General features: G+C 68.8%; 18 protein-coding genes. 9 read left to right on the top strand and 9 right to left on the bottom strand.

Features of this window, described 5'->3' with window-relative positions:
• Nucleotides 1-65: 65 nt before the first annotated feature.
• Nucleotides 66-656 (top strand): GNAT family N-acetyltransferase, encoded by a 591-nt coding sequence (locus AC1DO7_RS11090; protein ID WP_441614947.1) that lies wholly within the window; start codon nucleotides 66-68, stop codon nucleotides 654-656.
• Between the two features lie 9 nt (nucleotides 657-665).
• Here AC1DO7_RS11090 and AC1DO7_RS11085 read toward each other — a convergent pair whose 3' ends face one another.
• Complete coding sequence (locus AC1DO7_RS11085) at nucleotides 666-1,550, bottom strand: EamA family transporter (RefSeq protein WP_441614945.1); 885 nt, start codon at nucleotides 1,548-1,550, stop codon at nucleotides 666-668.
• 499 nt (nucleotides 1,551-2,049) lie between these two features.
• On the opposite strand from AC1DO7_RS11085, the gene AC1DO7_RS11080 reads away from it, so the two are divergent.
• On the top strand, nucleotides 2,050-2,766 hold the full coding sequence (locus AC1DO7_RS11080; RefSeq protein ID WP_441614943.1) for an SDR family NAD(P)-dependent oxidoreductase: 717 nt from the start codon (nucleotides 2,050-2,052) through the stop codon (nucleotides 2,764-2,766).
• Between the two features lie 121 nt (nucleotides 2,767-2,887).
• On the opposite strand, the gene AC1DO7_RS11075 is transcribed toward AC1DO7_RS11080, so the two are convergent.
• From AC1DO7_RS11075 to AC1DO7_RS11065, 3 genes are all read right to left on the bottom strand, one after another.
• Nucleotides 2,888-4,195 carry a type II toxin-antitoxin system HipA family toxin gene (locus AC1DO7_RS11075; RefSeq protein WP_441614942.1) on the bottom strand — a complete coding sequence of 436 codons (1,308 nt, stop codon included), beginning with the start codon at nucleotides 4,193-4,195 and terminating at the stop codon, nucleotides 2,888-2,890.
• Nucleotides 4,192-4,485 carry a helix-turn-helix domain-containing protein gene (locus tag AC1DO7_RS11070; protein ID WP_441614940.1) on the bottom strand — a complete coding sequence of 98 codons (294 nt, stop codon included), beginning with the start codon at nucleotides 4,483-4,485 and terminating at the stop codon, nucleotides 4,192-4,194. The genes AC1DO7_RS11075 and AC1DO7_RS11070 overlap by 4 nt, the downstream gene beginning before the upstream one ends.
• Nucleotides 4,486-4,640: 155 nt before the next feature.
• A complete protein-coding gene (locus AC1DO7_RS11065) occupies nucleotides 4,641-5,291 on the bottom strand; it encodes a cysteine dioxygenase family protein (RefSeq protein WP_441614938.1) in 651 nt (216 codons plus the stop codon).
• A 195-nt stretch (nucleotides 5,292-5,486) separates the two neighbouring features.
• Here AC1DO7_RS11065 and AC1DO7_RS11060 point away from each other — a divergent pair, with 195 nt between their 5' ends.
• A complete protein-coding gene (locus AC1DO7_RS11060; protein WP_441643281.1) occupies nucleotides 5,487-7,205 on the top strand; it encodes a rhodanese-like domain-containing protein in 1,719 nt (572 codons plus the stop codon).
• 166 nt (nucleotides 7,206-7,371) lie between these two features.
• Here the strand turns inward: AC1DO7_RS11060 and AC1DO7_RS11055 are convergent, their stop codons facing one another.
• Nucleotides 7,372-8,376 carry a tripartite tricarboxylate transporter substrate binding protein gene (locus AC1DO7_RS11055; RefSeq protein ID WP_441614936.1) on the bottom strand — a complete coding sequence of 335 codons (1,005 nt, stop codon included), beginning with the start codon at nucleotides 8,374-8,376 and terminating at the stop codon, nucleotides 7,372-7,374.
• 317 nt (nucleotides 8,377-8,693) lie between these two features.
• On the opposite strand from AC1DO7_RS11055, the gene AC1DO7_RS11050 reads away from it, so the two are divergent.
• From AC1DO7_RS11050 to metC, 5 genes are read left to right on the top strand one after another with little or no spacing between them, the layout of a single operon-like run.
• On the top strand, nucleotides 8,694-9,551 hold the full coding sequence (locus AC1DO7_RS11050; RefSeq protein WP_477116103.1) for a transporter substrate-binding domain-containing protein: 858 nt from the start codon (nucleotides 8,694-8,696) through the stop codon (nucleotides 9,549-9,551).
• Entirely contained in the window at nucleotides 9,551-10,297 is a 747-nt protein-coding gene (locus AC1DO7_RS11045) for an amino acid ABC transporter permease (protein ID WP_441614933.1), read from the top strand. Before AC1DO7_RS11050 ends, AC1DO7_RS11045 begins: the two co-directional genes overlap by 1 nt.
• Nucleotides 10,284-11,090, top strand: a complete 807-nt coding sequence (locus tag AC1DO7_RS11040) for an amino acid ABC transporter permease (RefSeq protein WP_477116102.1) — start codon at nucleotides 10,284-10,286, stop codon at nucleotides 11,088-11,090. The genes AC1DO7_RS11045 and AC1DO7_RS11040 overlap by 14 nt, the downstream gene beginning before the upstream one ends.
• Nucleotides 11,077-11,934 (top strand): amino acid ABC transporter ATP-binding protein, encoded by an 858-nt coding sequence (locus AC1DO7_RS11035; RefSeq protein ID WP_441643280.1) that lies wholly within the window; start codon nucleotides 11,077-11,079, stop codon nucleotides 11,932-11,934. Before AC1DO7_RS11040 ends, AC1DO7_RS11035 begins: the two co-directional genes overlap by 14 nt.
• A 31-nt stretch (nucleotides 11,935-11,965) precedes the next feature.
• Nucleotides 11,966-13,171, top strand: coding sequence for a cystathionine beta-lyase (gene metC, locus AC1DO7_RS11030; RefSeq protein ID WP_477116101.1), 1,206 nt, complete (start codon nucleotides 11,966-11,968; stop codon nucleotides 13,169-13,171).
• Nucleotides 13,172-13,410: 239 nt separating this feature from the next.
• On the opposite strand, the gene AC1DO7_RS11025 is transcribed toward metC, so the two are convergent.
• The 4 genes from AC1DO7_RS11025 to AC1DO7_RS11010 all read right to left on the bottom strand — a co-directional run bounded on the left by AC1DO7_RS11025 (nucleotide 13,411) and on the right by AC1DO7_RS11010 (nucleotide 18,245).
• Nucleotides 13,411-14,838, bottom strand: coding sequence for an NCS2 family permease (locus AC1DO7_RS11025; protein WP_477116100.1), 1,428 nt, complete (start codon nucleotides 14,836-14,838; stop codon nucleotides 13,411-13,413).
• A gap of 425 nt (nucleotides 14,839-15,263) precedes the next feature.
• Nucleotides 15,264-16,427: a CaiB/BaiF CoA transferase family protein gene (locus tag AC1DO7_RS11020; protein ID WP_441614923.1), complete on the bottom strand. Its 1,164-nt coding sequence runs from the start codon at nucleotides 16,425-16,427 to the stop codon at nucleotides 15,264-15,266.
• A gap of 20 nt (nucleotides 16,428-16,447) precedes the next feature.
• A complete protein-coding gene (locus tag AC1DO7_RS11015; protein ID WP_441614921.1) occupies nucleotides 16,448-17,419 on the bottom strand; it encodes a Bug family tripartite tricarboxylate transporter substrate binding protein in 972 nt (323 codons plus the stop codon).
• A 61-nt stretch (nucleotides 17,420-17,480) separates the two neighbouring features.
• Complete coding sequence (locus tag AC1DO7_RS11010; RefSeq protein ID WP_441614919.1) at nucleotides 17,481-18,245, bottom strand: enoyl-CoA hydratase/isomerase family protein; 765 nt, start codon at nucleotides 18,243-18,245, stop codon at nucleotides 17,481-17,483.
• A 73-nt stretch (nucleotides 18,246-18,318) separates the two neighbouring features.
• On the opposite strand from AC1DO7_RS11010, the gene AC1DO7_RS11005 reads away from it, so the two are divergent.
• On the top strand, nucleotides 18,319-19,005 hold the full coding sequence (locus AC1DO7_RS11005; RefSeq protein ID WP_477116099.1) for a GntR family transcriptional regulator: 687 nt from the start codon (nucleotides 18,319-18,321) through the stop codon (nucleotides 19,003-19,005).
• Nucleotides 19,006-19,035 lie beyond the last annotated feature (30 nt).

Here is a 19,035-nt window from a genome sequence, read left to right as displayed (position 1 = left end):
TCATTTGCAAAAGTCAGGGTATAGCCTATACTCCTAACTACGAAAACTGTAGTCAGGAGCCGGTGATGCCGTCGTCACAAGATTCGAATGCCCACGCCGGCTGCCCGGAATGCGCGCAAGCCTGGATGCTGGCCGGGGGCGAACGGGTCGTGGTGCGCGCCGTGCGCGCGGCCGACGCGGAGCGCGAGCGCGCCTTCGTCCAGGCCCTGTCGCGTGAAAGCCGTTACTACCGCTTCCTGACCGGCGGGCGCATTTCGGACGAGGTGATCAGCCGTTTTGTCGAGAACGATGCCGGCCTGGCGCTGGTGGTGACGGCGCAAATCGATGGCGCGCCCGTGATCGTGGCCAACGGCAATTACGTGGTGACGCACGGCGGGGTGGCTGAGTTCGCCGTGGCGGTGGCCGACGACTGGCAGGGCAAGGGCCTGGGCCGCCGGCTGATCTCGCGCCTGCGTGATGCCGCCGCTGCCGCGGGCCTGCGCCTGCTGCGTGGCGACGTGCTCAGCGAGAACCGCCGCATGCTGGCGCTGATGCGCGAATTCGGCTTCTCCAGCCGGCGCAACCCTGAAGACAATCTGCTGCACGAGGTGAGCCTGGTGCTGCGCGCCTCTGTCTTCACGGACGCGGTGCCCGCCACCGCCCGCGCGGCGGACTGAATTCCCGGCCTAGGCTTCGGCGGTGCCGCGCTTGCGCGTGCCAGCCGTGGCGGTGCAGCCCACCGATGCGATGATGATGCTGGCGATGGCCAGCCATTGCTGCGTGTTCAGTGTCTCGTGCAGGAACACCAGCCCGGCCAGCGCGCCCATCGCCGGCTCCATGCTCAGCAGGATGCCGAAGGTCCGGCGAGGCAGGCGCTTGAGCGCCACCATTTCCAGCGAATAGGGAATCGCGCTGGATAGCAGCCCCACCGCCAGCCCCGCCAGCAGCAGCGCGGGGCTGAACATGGCCGTGCCCGCATGCGCCAGCCCGAAGGGCAGCACCACCAGCGCCGCCATGGTCAGCCCCAGCGAGGTAGCCTGGCCACCGTGCGCATTGCCGGCCATCTGGCCGAAGATGATGTACAGCGCCCAGCCCACGCCCGCTGCCAGCGCATAGCCGATGCCCACCGGGTCCAGCACGGCCACGTTCTGCCCGAGCGGCAACAGCAGCAGCAAGCCTGCCACCGCAAAGGCAATCCAGAGAAAGTCGATGGCCCGCCGCGACGAGGACACCGCCACCGCCAGCGGCCCGGTGAACTCGACGGCGATCGCCAGCCCGAGCGGCACCGTGCGCAGCGACATATAGAACAGCAGGTTGGTCGCGCCCAGCGCCGCGCCATACAGTGCGATCACGCGCGCATTGGCCAGGCTCAGCGGCATCCGCCACGGACGCCACACGCACAGCAGGATCAAGGCCGAGAAACTCACGCGCAGCGCGGTGGTGCCCTGGGCGCCGAGCGCGGCGAACAGGCTCTTGGCAAACGAGGTACCGATGCAAAGCGATGCCATGGACCCGATCAGCGCCAGCACGGCGATCAGGGTTGCACTCTGTTTCAGGCGGTTCAGCGGCAATTGGGGCTCTCAGGCGGGGGAGGTGCCGGCAGCTTGCGGCGCCGGCGAGCCCAGCATCTTGAACGATCTGGCGGCGAATGGCTAGGCCGCCGGTGCGCGGGCATCCCGCGTGGTGGTCATGCGGCGCAGCTATCCGGCCGCGCGCGGCTTCGATCTGGCGCATCCGCATGTGCTGGTGTCGGGCCGCGGCGATATCCACTGCCCGCTCGACGATGCGCTGGCGGCACGGGGCGTGGCGCGGCGCAGAAAAAGGGCCCGGGCGCCGCATCGTGGATGCCAACGATGATCCTTGGCAGCTTGCCCAAACGCTGATCCGGGAGCCGGCAGGCGTGCAACAGGATGCTTTGGCGCGGCGCGAGGTTTGCAGCGGGCCCAAGCGCTGTCTATGGTGGTGGAGGGCGCCGGCCCGGCTCGCCGGCGCGCCGGCATGCGCCAGGTTCGCATCCGTTCGCATCCGCTCGCATTCGCTCGCAACCGTTCCGTCTCCAGGAGAACCAGCATGGCATCGTCCGCTTCCCCCCGACGCGTCGTGATCACCGGCGCGGCCGGCGCGCTCGGCCGCGCCGTCACCGAGGCGTTCGCCGACGAAGGGGCGCGCCTGGCCCTGATCGACCGCGACGCCGAAGCCTTGCGAGCCCATGCGCCGGTGGCGCAGGCCGCCGACTGGCACTTGCTGCTGGCAGCCGACGTCACCTCGCCGGACAGCATGGCCGAAGCCGCGCGCGGCATTCTCGATGCCTTCGGCGGCATCGATGTCCTGGTCCACGTGGCCGGCGGCTTCGAGATGGGCGAGCCCACGCACGCGCTGAGCCGCGAGTCGTGGCTGCGCATGATGGACCTCAACGCATGGTCGCTGGTCGCGGTGACGCAGCACTTCATTCCCGCCATGCTCGCGCAGCACGCCGGCAAGGTCGTCGCCGTCTCGGCCCGGGGCGCGGTGCACGGCACCGCCGCGATGGGCGCCTACGCTGCCTCCAAGAGCGCGCTGCAGCGCCTGGTGGAAAGCCTGTCGCACGAAGTCCGGCAGGCCGGCATCAACGTCAACAGCATCGCGCCGAGCATGCTCGACACGCCCGCCAACCGGCGCGCCATGCCACATGCCGATACGGCGGCCTGGGTATCGACCGCAGCGGCGGCTCGCGCGGTAGCTTACCTGGCGTCTGACGGCGCGCAGGCCATCCATGGCCAGCATCTGGTGCTGGATGGGTTGAGCTGAAGCGGCGGCATCCCCGTCTGCGCCCTGGCACGGTGGCGCACGCAAAGCCTCATTTGCGCCCGGTCGCCGCGATACCCGCAGCGGGCCTCCCGCCGGCGTCTACCGCCGCGCCTGCGCGCGGCTACGCGCGCCCGCGCCGCGCCAGTGGCAGCGTCGCCAGCCGCGCCAGCACCACGGCGCGCATGCCTTCCGGTGCCGGCAGCGAGTCCAGCAAGGCCGGCCAGCGCTCATGCGCCATGGCGACCGCGTCTTTCACCGCGGCGGTGGCGATGCGCTCGGCGATCCTGGCTTCGCGCGCGAAGTCGCGGTAGGTCTGCAGGGTCTGTTCGCGCTGCAGGCGGTCGATGGCGACGTTCTGGCCGAAGCCGGCAAAGCCGGGCAGGGCGGCCACGCTGACGATATCGTAGGCGGGAGACAACTCGGGGGCGACGCCGTTGCGGTAGAGGAAGGAGAAATTCTTCAGGTGGGCGTCGCTGTTGCCAAGCAGCGTGTTGACGGCCTGGCGGATGAAGAACTGGCGTACGTCCTCGATGCCCCGCACGCTAAGCCGTTCCAGCAGTTGCACCAGCGCGGCGTAGGCATCGTGGCCGGCGTATTTGCGGCTGGGCATGCGCGTCAGCAGCTGGCAGCCGTCCTCGGCGTGCACGCGGCCGCCCGGCTCGCGGTCGAAGCGGTCCACGGCGAGGAAATGCAGGTGCGCGCCGAGCGCCTCTGCCAGGCCGTCGACTTCGATGGCGGCCAGTGGCACGGGCCGGCAGGGCGCCACCGCCACGCCGGCGGCCTGCGCCAGCTGCATCGATACATATTCGTTGAAAATCTGGCTGTCGTCGTTGCGCGCGGGCAGCTTGGCGATCAGGTCGGAGAGGTGGCCGTGGGTGGGCAGCGTGTAGCGCTTGCCGGTGTGCGCGGTGGACAGCGCAAGCTTGTTCTGCACGCCCGAAACCGAGGCCGCGCCTTCGGTGGCGCCTTCGATCACGGCAATCTCGAGATTGTCTGCGCCGCCGGTCACGCCCACGGTGCGCACATGCTCCGGCAGCGCGTCGATGGGCGCCGGGCGCACCACCACCGCGCCGGGCAGGTCGTCGCCGGCGGCGGCCAGGATGCCGAAGTCGTCGCGGTCCTCCGCGTGCTGGCGGGTGGCTTCCAGGCGCTTGCGCAACTCGCTCTCGGGCAGCAGGCCCGCGAAGTAGGGCGGCAGTGCGCCGTTGGTGTTGTAAAGCGCCGGATGAAAAGGATTGGACAGTACCGTGGCGGTCAGCGCTTCGTTGCCCGGGAAGGTCAGCGACAGGCTCAGCGTGGGCCGCAGCGCATCGCCGCGGAACGCCTCGGCCGGCACGAAGCGGCAGGTACGCCCGACCTCGCACAAGTGTCCGCACAGCACACCGTGCAGATGCACTTCCAGATAGCGCGGCCGCAGTCCGGCACTCACGAATCCTGCTCCAGGAACATTTCCACGGAAGTCCTGGCCTCGCGGTCGGGGCCACTGTCCTTGCCCTCGAGCAGGCGCCGCACGGCCAGCAGATGCTCGCGCGGCACCAGCACCCATTCCGCATCGAGCGCCGCGCCCACCGCCGCCAGCGTGGAGGCGCGCACATCGTTCCTGCCACTGAGCGCCGTGGTCAGGTTCGATGGCGCCATGCCGATCAGCCGGGCGACGTCGACCAGCGACGCCTTGCGCGCGGCGCGGCGCGCCTGAAGTTGTTCATAGAATGATGCCATGACATAGTTATAGGCAAAAATATATGAAATAGCATAACAGATCGCTTGGTATAGCTATGATATCTCATAATATTTTTGTAAAAACTATGTCATGGCATATTGATGCAAGTGCCTTATTGTGCGCGACAGAGCACGTTACCTTTCCTGCCTCCCGCTCAGGCTGCGGCCTTGGCTGCCGCGTTTTCCGTCGCCTGTTCCGCCGCCTGTTCCGCCGCCTGTTCGCTGCGGTTCATCTGGGTGGCGTTGTAGTTGACGATGCGGCCGCTTTCCGGCTCCACGCCAATGCGGCCGGTGAGCGTTTCGAGCGGACGGCCGTATAGGTGGAAGTGCAGCGTGGGCGCATCGCCCACGACGTGGATGCTGTGGATGTCCTGCGCCAGGAAGCTGATCGGCGCGCCGGAACGCACGACCTGCTCGCGCTCGAGCACCAGGGTGGCGTGCCCGGGATCRCTGCCATCGTCGGTGCGGCGATAGACGCGGTTGAGTTCGTCGCCCTGCACGGCCACGATCACCGCCCAGGTGTCGTGGTTATGCGGGATGGTTTTCTTGCCGGGCACGATGGAGTTGAGGTAAAGCGCGGGCAACTGGCCTTCGCCGCTGAGGCGATAGCGTGTGGAGGTAGCAACGCCGTCGCCAGGCGGCGGAAAATCGGCGAAGCTGAACAGGTCTTGTCTCCCGGCCAGTTTCTGCAGGGCGTGGGTCACGCGCTCCAGCGTGGCGCGGTCCACATCATGGTGCGCTGTCAGTGCACGGACTTCGGCAAGGGTGGTGGCGATGGCGGCGTCGCGCTGGCTCTGTGTGGTCATGGGGGATCCTTGGTCGTGGCGAGGGCACCACTCTAAAGAGAGTGCGGCCGGCGCAGAAGGAACAATATCGCCGAAGCATATGCATTCTGCCGGGCCGCCTGGCTTGCGCGATTCTCCGCATGACCAATGGCGGAAACCTTCGTTGGCAACGCATCGGCGTGGCCCTTACAGTGGTCCGCTCGCCCGTGCGGCACCGTGCCATTCCTACTTGCCATGACCATCACCGACCTGACCCCGACCCTTGCCGACGACCTCGACGGCGGCAGCGCCGCCGCGCCCGCATCCATCCGCCAGCCGCTCATCAGCCCGGCGGCGCTCAAGGCCGCCATTGCCGGTGGCGGCGAACTGGCCGTGCTGGATGCGCGCGAAGAGGGCGCCTTCGCGCGCGAGCATTTGCTGTTCGCCGTGCCCGCGCCGCTGGGCCGGCTCGCGGTCCTGATCGACCGCCTGGTGCCGCGCCGTAGCACGCGCATCGTCGTCACCGACCTTGCCGAAGACATCGCCCACGCGGCGGCGGCCAGGCTGCTGCGTTTCGGCTACACCGACGTGTCGGTGCTCGCGGGCGGCACGCGTGGCTGGCAGGCCGCGGGCTACGAAGTGTTCAGCGGCACCAACGTGCCGAGCAAGGCGTTCGGCGAAGTTATCGAGCACGAGCTGCACACGCCGTGGATCACCGCCGAAGCGCTGCACCTGCACCAGCAGCGCGGCGACAACGTGGTGGTGGTGGACAGCCGCCCGCTCGCGGAATTCCAGAACATGAGCATTCCCGGCGCGGTGGATTGCCCCGGCGCCGAACTGGTCTACCGCATCGGCGAGATCGCGCCCGATCCCGAGACGCTGGTGGTGGTCAACTGCGCCGGCCGCACGCGCAGCATCGTCGGCGCGCAGACGCTGATCAATGCCGGCATTCCCAACCGCGTGGTGTCGCTCAAGGACGGCACCATGGCATGGCTGCTGGCCGGCTACCAGCTCGATCAGGGCCAGACCCGCTTCGCGCCGCAGCCAGGCGAGGCCGCGCAGGCCGCTGCGCGCGAGCGCGCCGCCCGCGTGGCTGAACGCGCCGGGGTGGGCCACATCGACGCGGCGCAGTTGGCCGCCTTCGAGCAACAGGCAGGGGAGCGCACGCTGTACCGCTTCGATGTGCGTTCGCCGGAGGAATACGCGGCCGGCCACCTGCCAGGCTGGCGCAGCGCGCCCGGCGGGCAGCTGGTGCAGGCTACCGACGCCTACGCCGGCACGCGGCGCGCCCGCATCGTGCTGGCCGACTGGGACGGCGTGCGCGCGCAGACCACGGCGGCATGGCTGGCCCAGTTCAGCGGGCACGAAGTCTTCCTGTTCCGTCCGGCGCCGCTGGCCCCGCGCGAAGCCGGGCCGGAACCGCTGCGGGTGCTGCGCACATCGGCGGCGGATGCACCGTGGATCGAAGCGGTTTCGCTGTCCGCGCTGCAGGCGCATGGCGGCGTGACGGTGGCGGACGTGGACAGCAGCCTGGCCTTCCGCCGCGGCCACGTGCCCGGCGCGTGGTTCACCACGCCGGAAAAGGTGGCACTGGTGCTGGAGCGGGCCGGCAGCGCCGACGTGGTCGTCATCACCTCCTCCGACGGCGTCCTGGCGCAGGCGGTTGCGGCAGAACTGCGGCGCACCAGCACGCGCGATGTGCGCGCACTGCTTGGCGGCAATGCACGCTGGCAGGCACTGGGTTTGCCCGTCGAGCCTGCGCAGGCCGGCTCGGCCGCCGCGGCGCGCGTGCTGAGCGGGGATGAAGATGCCTGGTATAGCGCTTACGCGTACGAGGACGAAGTCCGCCGCAAGGCCGAGATGCATGCCTACCTGAACTGGGAGATCGGGCTGGTGGACCAGCTCGAGCGCGATGGCGACCTGCCGGTGAACCTGGTCGACTATCGCGGGGTGTGAGAGCTCGCGACGTGGGCCGCGTCGAATGCCTGTCCCCTTTTCCCATGTAGAGCCATGTAGAGCCATGTGGCGCCATGCAGCGCCATGCAGCGGGAGAGGGGGCGCTACACGCGGCAAGCCTGCTTCATCGGCAGCCGGGCGCACCGGCCAGGCCGGCTGACCAAGCTCACCGCAACGAAATCCCCGAACTCGCGATCGCCGCCGCATACCTCGGCAGGTCCTTCGACAGCGTCGCATCCAGTTCCTGCGCGGTCGATCCCACCACGACGTAGCCCGCCTCTTCGAGCTGGCTGCGGGTCGCGGGCACATTGAGCACCGCCGCCACGTCGCGGCTGATGCGGTCCACCACCGGCGTGGGCGTGGCGGCCGGCGCGATCAGGCCTTGCCAGCTTTCCACGGCGAAACCGGTGGCCCCTGCCTCGGCCATGGTGGGCACCTGCGGCAAGGCCTTCGAGCGATAGGGCGTGGTCACCGCGAGTGCGGTGAGGCGGCCTGCGCGCACATAGTCAGTGACGGCGGCGAGCGTGATGAGGGTGGCGTCGATATGGCCGCCGAGCAGGTCCACCGTGGCAGGCGCGCCGCCCGCATACGGGATGTAGTTGACCTTGATGCCGGCCTGGCGCGACAGCATCGCGTGCGCGACATGGGCGATGCCGCCGTTGCCGGGCAGGCCGAGTGTCACTTCGCCGGGCTTCTTGCGCGCCAGCGCCAGGTAGTCCTGGAAGGTGCGCACGCCCAGGTCGGGGCGCGTCACCAGGATCTGCGGATTGACCACCGCCTTGCTCACGCCGCGAAAGGCGTGGCCGGTGTCGTAAGGCAGCGTCTTGAACAGCGACGCGTTGAGCGTCACGCCCTCGCCGCCAAGCAGCAGCGTATAGCCATCCGCCTTTGCCCTTGCGACCTGCGCGGCGCCCAGGGTGCCGCTGGCGCCCACCACGTTTTCCACCACCACCGGCTGGCCCCATTTTTCGCTCAGCTTGAGCGCCAGCGTGCGCGCCAGCTTGTCGGCACTACCGCCGGCGGAGACTGGCACCACGATGCGCACGGGGCGCGCCGGGAAGGATTCGGCAGCGTCCGCCGGAGCCGCGTGGGCGTGGAGCAGGAATGGGGTGCCGACGACGGCGGCGGCGCCAAGGCTCGATAGGGTGCGCAGGAGAGTGCGGCGTTGCATGGTGATGTTGCCCGGATGTTGCCCGGCGATTTACCGGGGAAGGTGCTGCGAAGAGAGGAGGGACAGCTTATGAATGCACCCGGGCGCGGCCAACGAATCTTTCCGCGCATGGTTATGCGGCGCTGCGCCGCCCCCGCGCTGCGCGCGCGCCATCGCAGATGCAACGCGCGCTGCATAACGATGGCTTCTTTTATTCGTTCCGTGGCGGCCCGCGCTTGCGTACAGTCTGTCGACCGCGCTGGCCGGCAAGTACCCGCCAGCGCGACGCACGACATCAACCCGAACATCCCGAACATCCCGGAAAACGCGAACACACCATGACACGCACCGCTTCGCCGCGCCCTCCGCGCCCGCTTCGCCGCCTTGCCTTTGCCGCCGCCTTCCTGGCCGGCACCTTCGTTGCCGGCGCGGCGCATGCCGACGCCACGCTCGACAAGATCCGCCAGCGCGGCAAGATCGTGGTCGGCATCATGCTGTCCGGCAGTGCCTTCGGCTCGATCGATCCCGCCACGCAGAAGCCGGTCGGCTTCAACGCGGATCTGGCGCAGGACCTTGCAAAGCAGCTCAACGTGGAGCTGGAAACCGTGCAGGTCCAGCCGTCGAACCGTGTGCAGTTCCTCCAGCAGGGCAAGGTCGACGTGCTGATCGCAGCAATGGAGTACAACGCCGAGCGCGGCGAGCAGCTTGGCCACGTGCCCACGCCGTACTACCGCGTCGGCGGCGCCGTGATCGTGCCCAAGCAAAGCGATATCCGCCGCTGGGAAGACCTCAGGGGCAAGACCGTGTGCATCTCGCAGGGCAGCAGCTATACGCGCCCGGTGCAGGTGGAATACGGCGCCATCCCGAAAGGCTTCAAGRGGTCTTCGGAGTCCCTGCTGGCACTGCGCGGCGACAACTGCGCCGGCGCCGTGCACGACAACACGCTGCTGCAGCCGCTGGTGCGCGGCAATCCCGAATGGCAGAACTACCGCATCGTGCTGCCCGAGCTGAATCCCGCGCCCACGGTGATCTGGACGCGCAAGGGCGAGCAGGACACCATCCAGGCCATCGACCGCGTGGTGCAGACCTGGCACCGTACCGGCTGGCTGATCAATACGGAGAAGAAGGCTGGCATCCAGCCGGCCTCGCCGGCGCTCAGCGAACTRCACGACAAGTTCAAGGGCGGCCGCTCCTGATGGATGCCGTCATCGCCGCGCTGATCGACGGCGGTCGCCATATCGGACTGAACTACGCGTTCCTGGCCGATGCCTATGACCGCAGCGCCTTCGTGCACGGCGCCTGGGTCACGGTGCAGCTGGTGCTGTGCACGCTCGCCGGCAGCCTGCTGGCGGGCGTGGCCATGGCGGCCTTGCTGACCTCGCGCAGGCCGCTGGTGGCCGGCGCCACGCGCGCCTTCGTCGAGGTCACGCGCAATACGCCGACGCTGGTGCAGCTTTACTGCGCCTTCCTGGTGCTCAATATGCTGATCACCCATGCCTTGCAGGATGCGCAGCGCAGCAACCCGCTCACGCCGTTCCTGTGGGTGGTGGTGGTGCTTTCGCTGCACAAGGGTGTGTTCCATGCCGAGGCCCTGCGCGCCGGTATCGAAGCGGTGCCCAAGGTCACGCTGGAGGCGGCGGCATCGCTGGGTTTCGACCGACGCACCTTGCTGTGGCGCGTGCAGCTGCCGCTGGCGGCGCGTTTTGCGCTGCCGGCGCTGGTCAACAACTCGGTGGAGCTGGTCAAGGCCACGGCGGTGGCATCGGCCATCGCGGTGGGCGACATCACCTACGCCTCGATCATGATCTGGACCCAGCGCGACAACGTGCTGGAACTGATGGTGCTGTTGCTGCTGTTCTTTGGCGTGCTGACCTGGGTGGTCAGCCAGGCCGGCAACTGGCTCGAACTCCGACTGAGGATGCCCGGCTATGGCAACCGTTGATTCCGGCCTGCCGCGCGCCGGCATTGCCTGGCCGGGCGCGCGCCGCTTCGCCGGCCTGCTGTGGCTGCTGCCGCTGGCGGYGCTGGCGCTGGCGGCCAGCCGCCATCCCGACCTGGCGCGCGCGCTGGCCAGCGCGTGGCAGTGGTCGCCGGCGCTGGTGCGCGGCTTCCTGGTCAATATCGGCGTCAGCGTACTGGCGATCGCGCTGGGCACGGCCGCAGGGCTGCTGGTGGGCGCGCTGCGGCTGTCGCCGGCGAGGCTGCTGTCGCGGCCCGCACAGCTCTATGTGCAGGTGTTCCGCAACGCGCCGTGGCTGGTGCTGATCTATTTCGCCACCTACGTCTTCCCGTTCGAGCTGAACCTCGGCCGGCATATCGTGCCGTTCCCGGACTGGCTCAAGGTGGTGGTGGGGCTGGCGCTGCCGGCCAGCGCCAATGTGGCCGAGGTGCTGCGCGGCGCGGTGCAGTCGATCCCGCTCACGCAGTGGGAGGCCGCCAGCTCGATGGCGTTCTCGCGCCGCCAGATCCTGCGGCTGGTGATCGTGCCGCAGTGCGTGCGGCGGATGTTGCCGCCCTGGATGAACCTGTATGCCACCCTGACCATGGGTACCGCCCTGGCGTCGCTGGTGGGCGTRCACGACCTGCTCGACACCGCGCAGATCGCCAGCAATACCGTCAACCAGACCGCCTTCACCGTGCTGATCTACTTCGTCGTGATGGCGATGTTCTTTGCCTGGTGCTACCCGATTTCGCGCTTCACCCGTTTCCTGGAACAAAAACATGCTGTTGCCTGAACATGCCGACGGCCCATCGCTGGCCGCGTCGCCCGTGCCGGCCGCGCCGCTGGTTTCCCTGCGCGACGTGCATCTGTCCTTCGGCGGCAATGCGGTGCTCAAGGGCATCGACCTCGACGTGCAGCGCGGGCAGGCGGTGTCCATCATCGGGCCGTCCGGCTCTGGCAAGTCCACCATCCTGCGCTGCATCACCGGCTTGCTCGAGCCGCAGCAGGGCAGCGTCACCGTGGGTGACGTGGCGGTGCGCGAATTGCGCAGTGAGGCCGGGCGCATCGCGCTGCGCAAGCGCGTGGGCTTCGTCTTCCAGCAATACAACCTGTTCCCGCACCTGACCGTGCTGCAGAACCTCACCATTGCGCCGCTGCGCGTGCTGGGGCGCGGCCGCGCGCAGGCCGAGGCCACCGCCATCGAGCTGCTGCGCAAGGTGCGCCTGGCCGACAAGGCATCGGCCTATCCCGGCGAGCTGTCCGGCGGCCAGCAGCAGCGCGTGGCGATTGCCCGCGCGCTGGCGATGGAGCCGGAGCTGATCCTGTTCGACGAAGTCACCTCGGCGCTCGACCCGGAGACCGTGGGCGAGGTCCTGACTGTCATCGGCGACCTGGTGGACGAGGGCCTGACCTGCCTGCTGGTGACGCACGAGATGCGCTTTGCCGAGGAGATCAGCGACGAGGTGTATTTCACCGAGGGCGGCCTGATCGTCGAGCACGGCCCGGCGCGCCGCATCTTCAGCCAGCCGGCCAGCGACCGCACGCGCGCCTTCCTCAACCGCGCGCTCGGCGCCCAGGCGCGCCCGCCCGCCGATCCTTTTGTCGCCAGCTTCGACAAGCTGCGCTTTGCCATCTGAACACTCTCACCCGCCTCCCTAACTGATCATCATGAGCCACCATCGCGATACCCAGCTGATCCACGCCGGCACGCCGCCGTTCACCGACGGCCACGGGCCGGTCAACGTGCCGGTGGTGCGCGCCAGCACCGTGYGCTTCGAGAACAGCGCCGCCTATGACGAAATCCGCGCGCGCCATGCGCGCGGCGAGCGCGTCAGCTCCTACGGGCGCCAGGGCATGGACACGCACCGCGCGCTGGAGGATGCGCTGGCGGCGCTCGAAGGCGGCAGCCACACCTTCCTGGCGCCGTCCGGGCTGGCGGCGATCTCGCTGGTGTTCGTGGCGCTGCTGTCGCCGGGCGATCACGCGCTGGTGGCGGACAGCGTCTATGCGCCGGTGCGTCGGCTGGATCAATCGCTGCTGCGCCGCCTGGGCATCGAGCTGACCTATTTCTCGCCGTCGCACGACGATGTCGAGGCACTGATCCGCCCCAATACGCGGCTGCTATACGTGGAGTCGCCCAGCTCGCTGCTCTACGAGGTGCTCGACCTGCCGCGCCTGGCGCAGATCGCGCAGCGCCGCGGCGTGCTGGTGGCCACCGACAATACCTGGGCCTCGGGGCATCTGCTGCAGCCGCTGGTGCTGGGCGTGGATATCTCGATCCTGGCGTCGACCAAGTACGTCAGCGGCCATTCGGACCTGATGCAGGGCGCGGTGGTGGTGAAGGACGCGGCGCTGGCACGCCGTATCGCCGAGACCTACGACGGCTTCGGCCTGGCCATCAGCGCCGACGATGCCTACCTGGCGCTGCGCGGCATCCGCACCCTGGCGGTGCGCCTGGCCCAGCACGAGCGCAACGCGCTGGCGGTGGCGCAGTACCTGGAAACCCACGGGGCCGTGGGCCGCGTGTTCTATCCCGCGCTGCCGTCCGACCCGGGCCATGCGCTGTGGCGGCGCGATTTCTCGGGCGCTAACGGGCTGGTGTCGTTCACGCTGCCGGGAGCCGATGCGGCGTCGGCGAACGCGCTGGTGGATGCGCTCGGCCTGTTCGGGCTGGGCGCGTCATGGGGGGGCTACGAAAGCCTGGTGCAGGTGGCGGCGCCGGAGCGCCTGGCCGAGCATTCATACTGGCGCGGCACGGAACCGGTGATCCGGCTGCATGTGGGGCTGGAGGCGGTGGAGGATCTCATCGCGGATCTGGCGCAGGGACTGGCGGCGGCGCAAGGCCTGCCGGCGCGGCCGCTCAAGGTGGCCTGACCGGCCTGAGCGCCCTGGCGATGCATTGCGCAGCGCCGTGGTCGATACGGTCAAAAAGAGAAGCGGGCACGGGTGTCGCCCGCTTCCAAAGAAGCCAGTGTCATCGTGCACTGGCCTCCAGTACGCTTTCGTGTGCTTTCGCGTGCTTTCCTGTGCTTTCCTGTGGCAGGGGAGCGGCGCGGGCGCATCCGGCCCGCGCAGTCGCACCAAGTGGCGCCCGGATGGCGCCCAGGTTGCGCTCAGATGGCCCAGCCCCCTGCGTAGAACACCGCCAGCGCCAGCGCAATGCCCACCGTGCCGACGTTCAGCTTGCGGAACTCGCCGGCCACGATGCGGCCGATCACCAGGGTGCAGAAGCCCAGCATGATGCCGGTGACGATATTGCACGTCAGCACGATGAAGACCGCGCATACCAGGCCGGCCATGGCGTCGACCAAATCGTCCATATGCAGCTTGCTGACGCTGCTGAGCATCAGCAGGCCAACGTACATCAGCGCGGGCGCGGTGGCGTAGGACGGCACCAGCGCCGCCAGCGGCGAGAAGAAGATCACCGCCAGGAACAACAGGCCGACCACCACGGCGGCGAGGCCCGTCTTGGCGCCGGCTGCCACGCCCACGCTCGATTCGATGTAGGCCGCGGCGGGCGCACCGCCGAAGACCGCCGAGAAGATCGAGCTGAGCGAGTCGGTGGTGAGCGCGCGCCCGCCGTTGGGGATCTGGCCTTTCTCGTCGAGCTGGCCGGCCTGTCCGGCCACGGCACGGATGGTGCCCGTGGCATCGAACACGGCCGTCATCACCAGGGCCAGTACGCTGGGCAGCACGGCCAGCGACAAGGCACCCTTGATGTCCATCGCGCCGATCAGCGAGGCATGGCCGGGCGCGCTCAGCGCGGGAAGCGCGAACACGCCTGCGAACTTCACTGCGGGGTCGAAGGCCAGGCCCAGCGCGGAGATGGCGACGATCACCAGCAGGATGCCGCCCGGCACGCGGCGGCGCTCCAGCCCGAAGATGGCGGCCAGCCCGAGGATCGACATCACCACCGGGAACGCCGTGATCTTGCCCAGTGAAACCGGCAGGCCGGCGCCGGCATTCTTGACCACCAGCCCGACTTCGCTCGAGGCGATCAGCAGCAGGAACAGGCCGATGCCGATGCCCGTGCCGTGCGCCACGCCGGCCGGCAGGTTGCGCAGGATCCAGGAGCGCACGCCGGTGACGGAGATGGCGGTGAACACCAAGCCCATCAGGAAGATCGCGCCGAGCGCCACGGCGGGCGAAAGGCCCTGGCCCAGCACCAGCCCGAAGGCGGTGAACGCGGTCAGCGAGATGGCGCAGCCGATGGCGATCGGCAGTCGCGCCCACATACCCATCAGCAGCGAGCCGAAGGCCGCGGTCAGGCATACCGCGAYGAACACGGCGCTGGTGTCGAATCCCGCCTTGCCGAGCATGCCCGGCACCACGAAGACGGAATACACCATGGCCATGAAGGTGGTCACGCCAGCCACGGCTTCGCGGCGGCCGGTGCTGCCGCGCGCGCTGATCTGGAAGTATCTGTCGAGAAATCCTTTGACCTCGATGGCTTCGATCGCATCGATCGCGTCGATGGCCTTGGCTTCGAGGGCGTCGGTGCCGGGGGCGGCGGCACGGCCGGGGAACGGCTGCTCAAGCATGGCGGAGTGTCTCCTTTGTGGTGCGCTGGGGCGGTGGCTCTGCCACTCGCACCCAGGCTGTCTCGCTTTATCTTTGTCGTTGCCGGGCAGGCAGGAAGACGTGCACAAGCCGGGGCTGCCTGTGTCGCGTGCTGCACTGCGTTGCCTGCGGTACGCCGATGCCGGCCACTTGTTCGCCACTCCGTGCTGGCCGAAGTGGTCCGGCATGGCGAAGACTAAGGGAGGCGCGGCGCTTTCCCATAATCGGCCGCGCATGGCGGGCATTGCGATTCTTGTATGAGGGAGGTGTGTGCCGTGCGGGGAAGCGGCGGTGTGCGGTGGCGGCGTCGTTGGCGCGTGTTGCCTCCCCCTCTCCGGCTTCACGGGAGAGGGGGGCGGGCCGCTTGCGATATGGGCGCGGCCGGCAATCTGGCGCGCCGGTTTGCTCAGGTACCTGCGAACTCGGCGAGCAGGGCCTCGCGATGCTGGTCTAGCCTGGGCGCGGGGGCGAAGCCGCCCCGTGGCAGGCCGGTGCCGACCTTGACCGGGTTGCCCGCCAGCGTGATCGGGCGCCCCGCGCCGATGCTCGCCTCCAGCAGCATGCCGCGGGCCTGCACGTGCGGGTCGCGCACGATGTCGGCCACGCTTTGCAGCGGCCCGTGCGGCACACCGGCGGCTTCCAGCCGCTCAGACCAGGTTGCGGTGTCGGCATGCGCCAGGCATGCCTCGAGGCCCGCCTTCAGCTCGGCGTGATGCTGGTTGCGTGCCGCCACCGTGGCGAAGCGCGGATCGGCGGCCAGCGCCGCGTCGCCGAGCGCGGCGCAGAGTTTCTGGAACAGGTTGTCGTTGCCGGCGGCGATGACGATGAAGCCATCGCCGCTCTTGAACATGTCGAAGGGGGTGATGGACGGGTGGCGCGTGCCCAGCGGCGCGGGCACGGCGCCCGTGGCCGCGTGGCGCGCGATGGCATTCTCCAGCAGCGCCACCTGGCAGTCGAGCATGCCGATATCCACGCGCTCGCCCAGCCCGGTGCGGCTGCGCTTGAGCAGCGCCGACTGGATGCCGATGGCCGCATACAGTCCCGCGCCGAGGTCGCCGATGGACACGCCCACGCGCACCGGGTTGCCGGCGGTTTCCCCGGTCACGCTCATCAGGCCGCCCATGGCCTGCACCACCATGTCGTAGGCAGGGCGGTCGCGGTAGGGGCCGGTCTGGCCGAAGCCCGAGATCGACGCGTAGACCAGGCGCGGGTTGGCCGCGTGCAGCGCTTCCCAGGTGAAGCCAAGCTTCTCCATCACGCCTGCGCGGAAGTTTTCCACCAGTACATCGGCGCCGGCGATCATGGCGCTCAGCACGGCGCGGTCGCGCGGCGACTTGAGGTCGAGCGCGATCGATTCCTTGTTGCGGTTGACCGAGGCGAAGTAAGCCGACTCGCCGTCGACGAAGGGCCCCACATGCCGGGAGTCGTCGCCGCCCTCGGGGTTCTCGATCTTGATCACGCGCGCGCCGAGGTCGGCCAGCATCATGGTGCAGTAGGGCCCGGCCAGCACGCGGGTCAGGTCCACTACGGTAAAGCCCGCGAGCGGGAGGTCTGCGGCATTGCGATTCATGGCGATCCTTTTGAAGAAACTCAGTCGATGCGGGCGCCGCTGCTCAGCGTCAGTTCGGTCACGGTCTTGCCTTCGCGCAGCGCGAACTGCTTGAATTCCGCCGGCGACGCGGATGGCGAGACCTCTTCGCCGCGGCTTGCGAGCCGCGCGCGCAACTCGGGCCTGGAGAGCGCCTTTGCCGAGGCCGCGAACAGCTTCTCGATCACGGCGGGCGGGGTCTGCGCCGGCGCGAACAGGCCGTACCAGTTGGTCACGTCGTAGCCCTTGATGCCGGCTTCCGCGATGGTGGGATAGTTGGGCAGCACGGGTGAGCGCCTGGCCGACGTCACCGCGATGCCGACGACCTTGCCGGTATCGATGACGGCCTGCACCGATGCCGGCGTGGCGAAGGTGAACTGCGCATCGCCGGCGGCTACCGCCTGTGCCGACGGCGCGCCGCCCTTGTAGGGCACGTGGGTGAGTTGCACGTCGGCCAGCCTGGCGAACTGCACGCCGGCCAGGTGCGTGATCACGCCATTGCCCGACGACGAATAGTTGAGCGAGCCGGGATGCTGCCGGGCCCTTGCCAGCAGGTCTCGCACGCTGCCGATGCCGGACGCCTTGTTGGCCGCGAGCAGCAGCGGCGATACGGTCAGCCGCGTGACCGGCGCGAAGTCCGCGGGCTCGTAGCGGATGTTCTTGTACAGCACCTTGTCGCCGCCCATCACGCTGGCGGTGGCGATATACAGCGTGTAGCCGTCGGGCGGCGCCTTGGCGACCGCCTCCGCGGCGATCGTGGTGCCGGCACCGGGCTTGTTGTCGATGATGACCGGCTGGCCCAGCTCCTTCGACAGGGCATCGCCGTACAGTCGCGCCACATTGTCGGCGCCGCCGCCGGCGGGAAAGCCGATCACGATGCGCACGGGCCTGGACGGGAATGCGTCCGACGCCAGCGCGGGGCCGGCCAGCGAGAAGGCCATCAGGAACAGCAAGGTCGGGTGCCGCTTGGTCATGCTTGTCTCCGGTGTTGTTGTATGTTCCGTGCGCCGCGCGCGTTGACGCATGCGCGGGCGACTACCTGCCCGTGAACACGGGCGGCCGCTTCTCGCGCCACGCGGCTGCGCCTTCGCGCAGGTCCGCCGATGCCTCGGCGTGTGCGATCGCGTGTGCGAGCGCCGCCACGTCGAGCGCGCCGCGCGCGATCTGGTTCAGCGCCTGTTTCATGCCCAGCAGCGCGAGGGGTGCCATGCCGGCGAGCGTGGCGCTGAGTTCGTCCACGCGCGGCGCCAGCGCGTCGGCGGCGACGATTTCGGTCAGGAAGCCGGTTGCGAGCATCTCGTCGGCATCGAGGCGCGCGGCAGTCAGGAACAGGCGCTTGGCGGTATCCACGCCGAGCCGGCTCACATAGCGCTCCAGGCCGCCGCGGTAGAAGTGCAGGCCAAGCCTGGCGGCGGGCATGAACATGTCGCAATGGGGCACGCCGATGCGGAAGTCGCAGGCCAGGCAGAGATCGGTGGCGCCGCCGTACACGCCGCCGTTGACCGCGGCGATGGTGATGGGGCGCGCGGCTTCGATCAGGTCGATCAGCTCGCCGAAGGCCGGCGCGCCGGCGGTGTCGGCCCTGCCGAGCGAACCGATGTCGTAGCCACTGCAGAAGTACTTGCCGGTGCCCGTGAAGCGCAGCACCAGGACATTCTCCATCGCGTTGACGGAGTTGATATGCTCGCGCAATACCTGCAGATCGTGCGGATTCAGTCGATTGGCCACTTCCGGACGGTCAAGAGTGATTGTCGCTACGCTTTTTTCGATGCGGAGCCGCGGTTCGCCGTGGATTTGCATATAAGATCGTTGTTTAGATATATTGAAACTGATTCTAGATATGCCCAAAGAACCGTCAAATCGAGGTTTACCCGTGCAGTCGCTCCAGGACCGCGTCCGCGAGGCCATCGAAGCGCAGATCCACGCCGGCACGCTCAAGCCCGGTTCCCAGCTCGACGAGCGCGCCCTGGCCGAGCAGTTCGACAGTTCGCGCACCCCGGTGAGGGAGGCTTTGCTGATGCTGGCGGCGCAGGGCCTGGTGACGATCGCCCCGCGCGCCGGCATCTTCGTGCACAAGCCCACGGTGGCCGAACTGGTGGCCATGTTCGAGACGCTGGCCGAGATGGAGGGCGTGGTGGCGCGGCTGGCCACGCAGCGCATCACCGAGGCGGGCAGGGCGGCGCTGTCGGCCGCCTTCGAGCAAGGGCGCGGGTATGTCGAGGCGGCCGACACGCCGGGCTATGTGGAGGCCAACCGCGAGTTCCACGACGTGCTCTACCACGCCTGCGCCAACCCTTACCTGGCCGAGCAGATCCGCATGCTGCGCCGGCGCCTGGCGATCTACTGGCGCCAGCGCGGGCTGATCAACGCGGCGCGCGTACCGAGCTCCTTCCAGGAGCACGGCGTGATCGTGGCCRCCGTGCTGGCGGGCGATGCGGACGCGGCCGCGGCCGCCATGCGCGCGCATATCTCCGCAGGCGGCAAGGCGATTGCAGACCTGGTGCTGCTGGCGCAGGACGCATACGACGAGGCTACCGCGCCGCAGCACGCGCTGCGCTGACAACTGGTAGCATCGCAGGGAGCTTGCCGG

This window comes from Cupriavidus sp. 05N40 (assembly GCF_056397305.1).
Note: the sequence above shows the minus strand (reverse complement) of the source record. Positions and strands in the feature narration are given on the sequence as shown.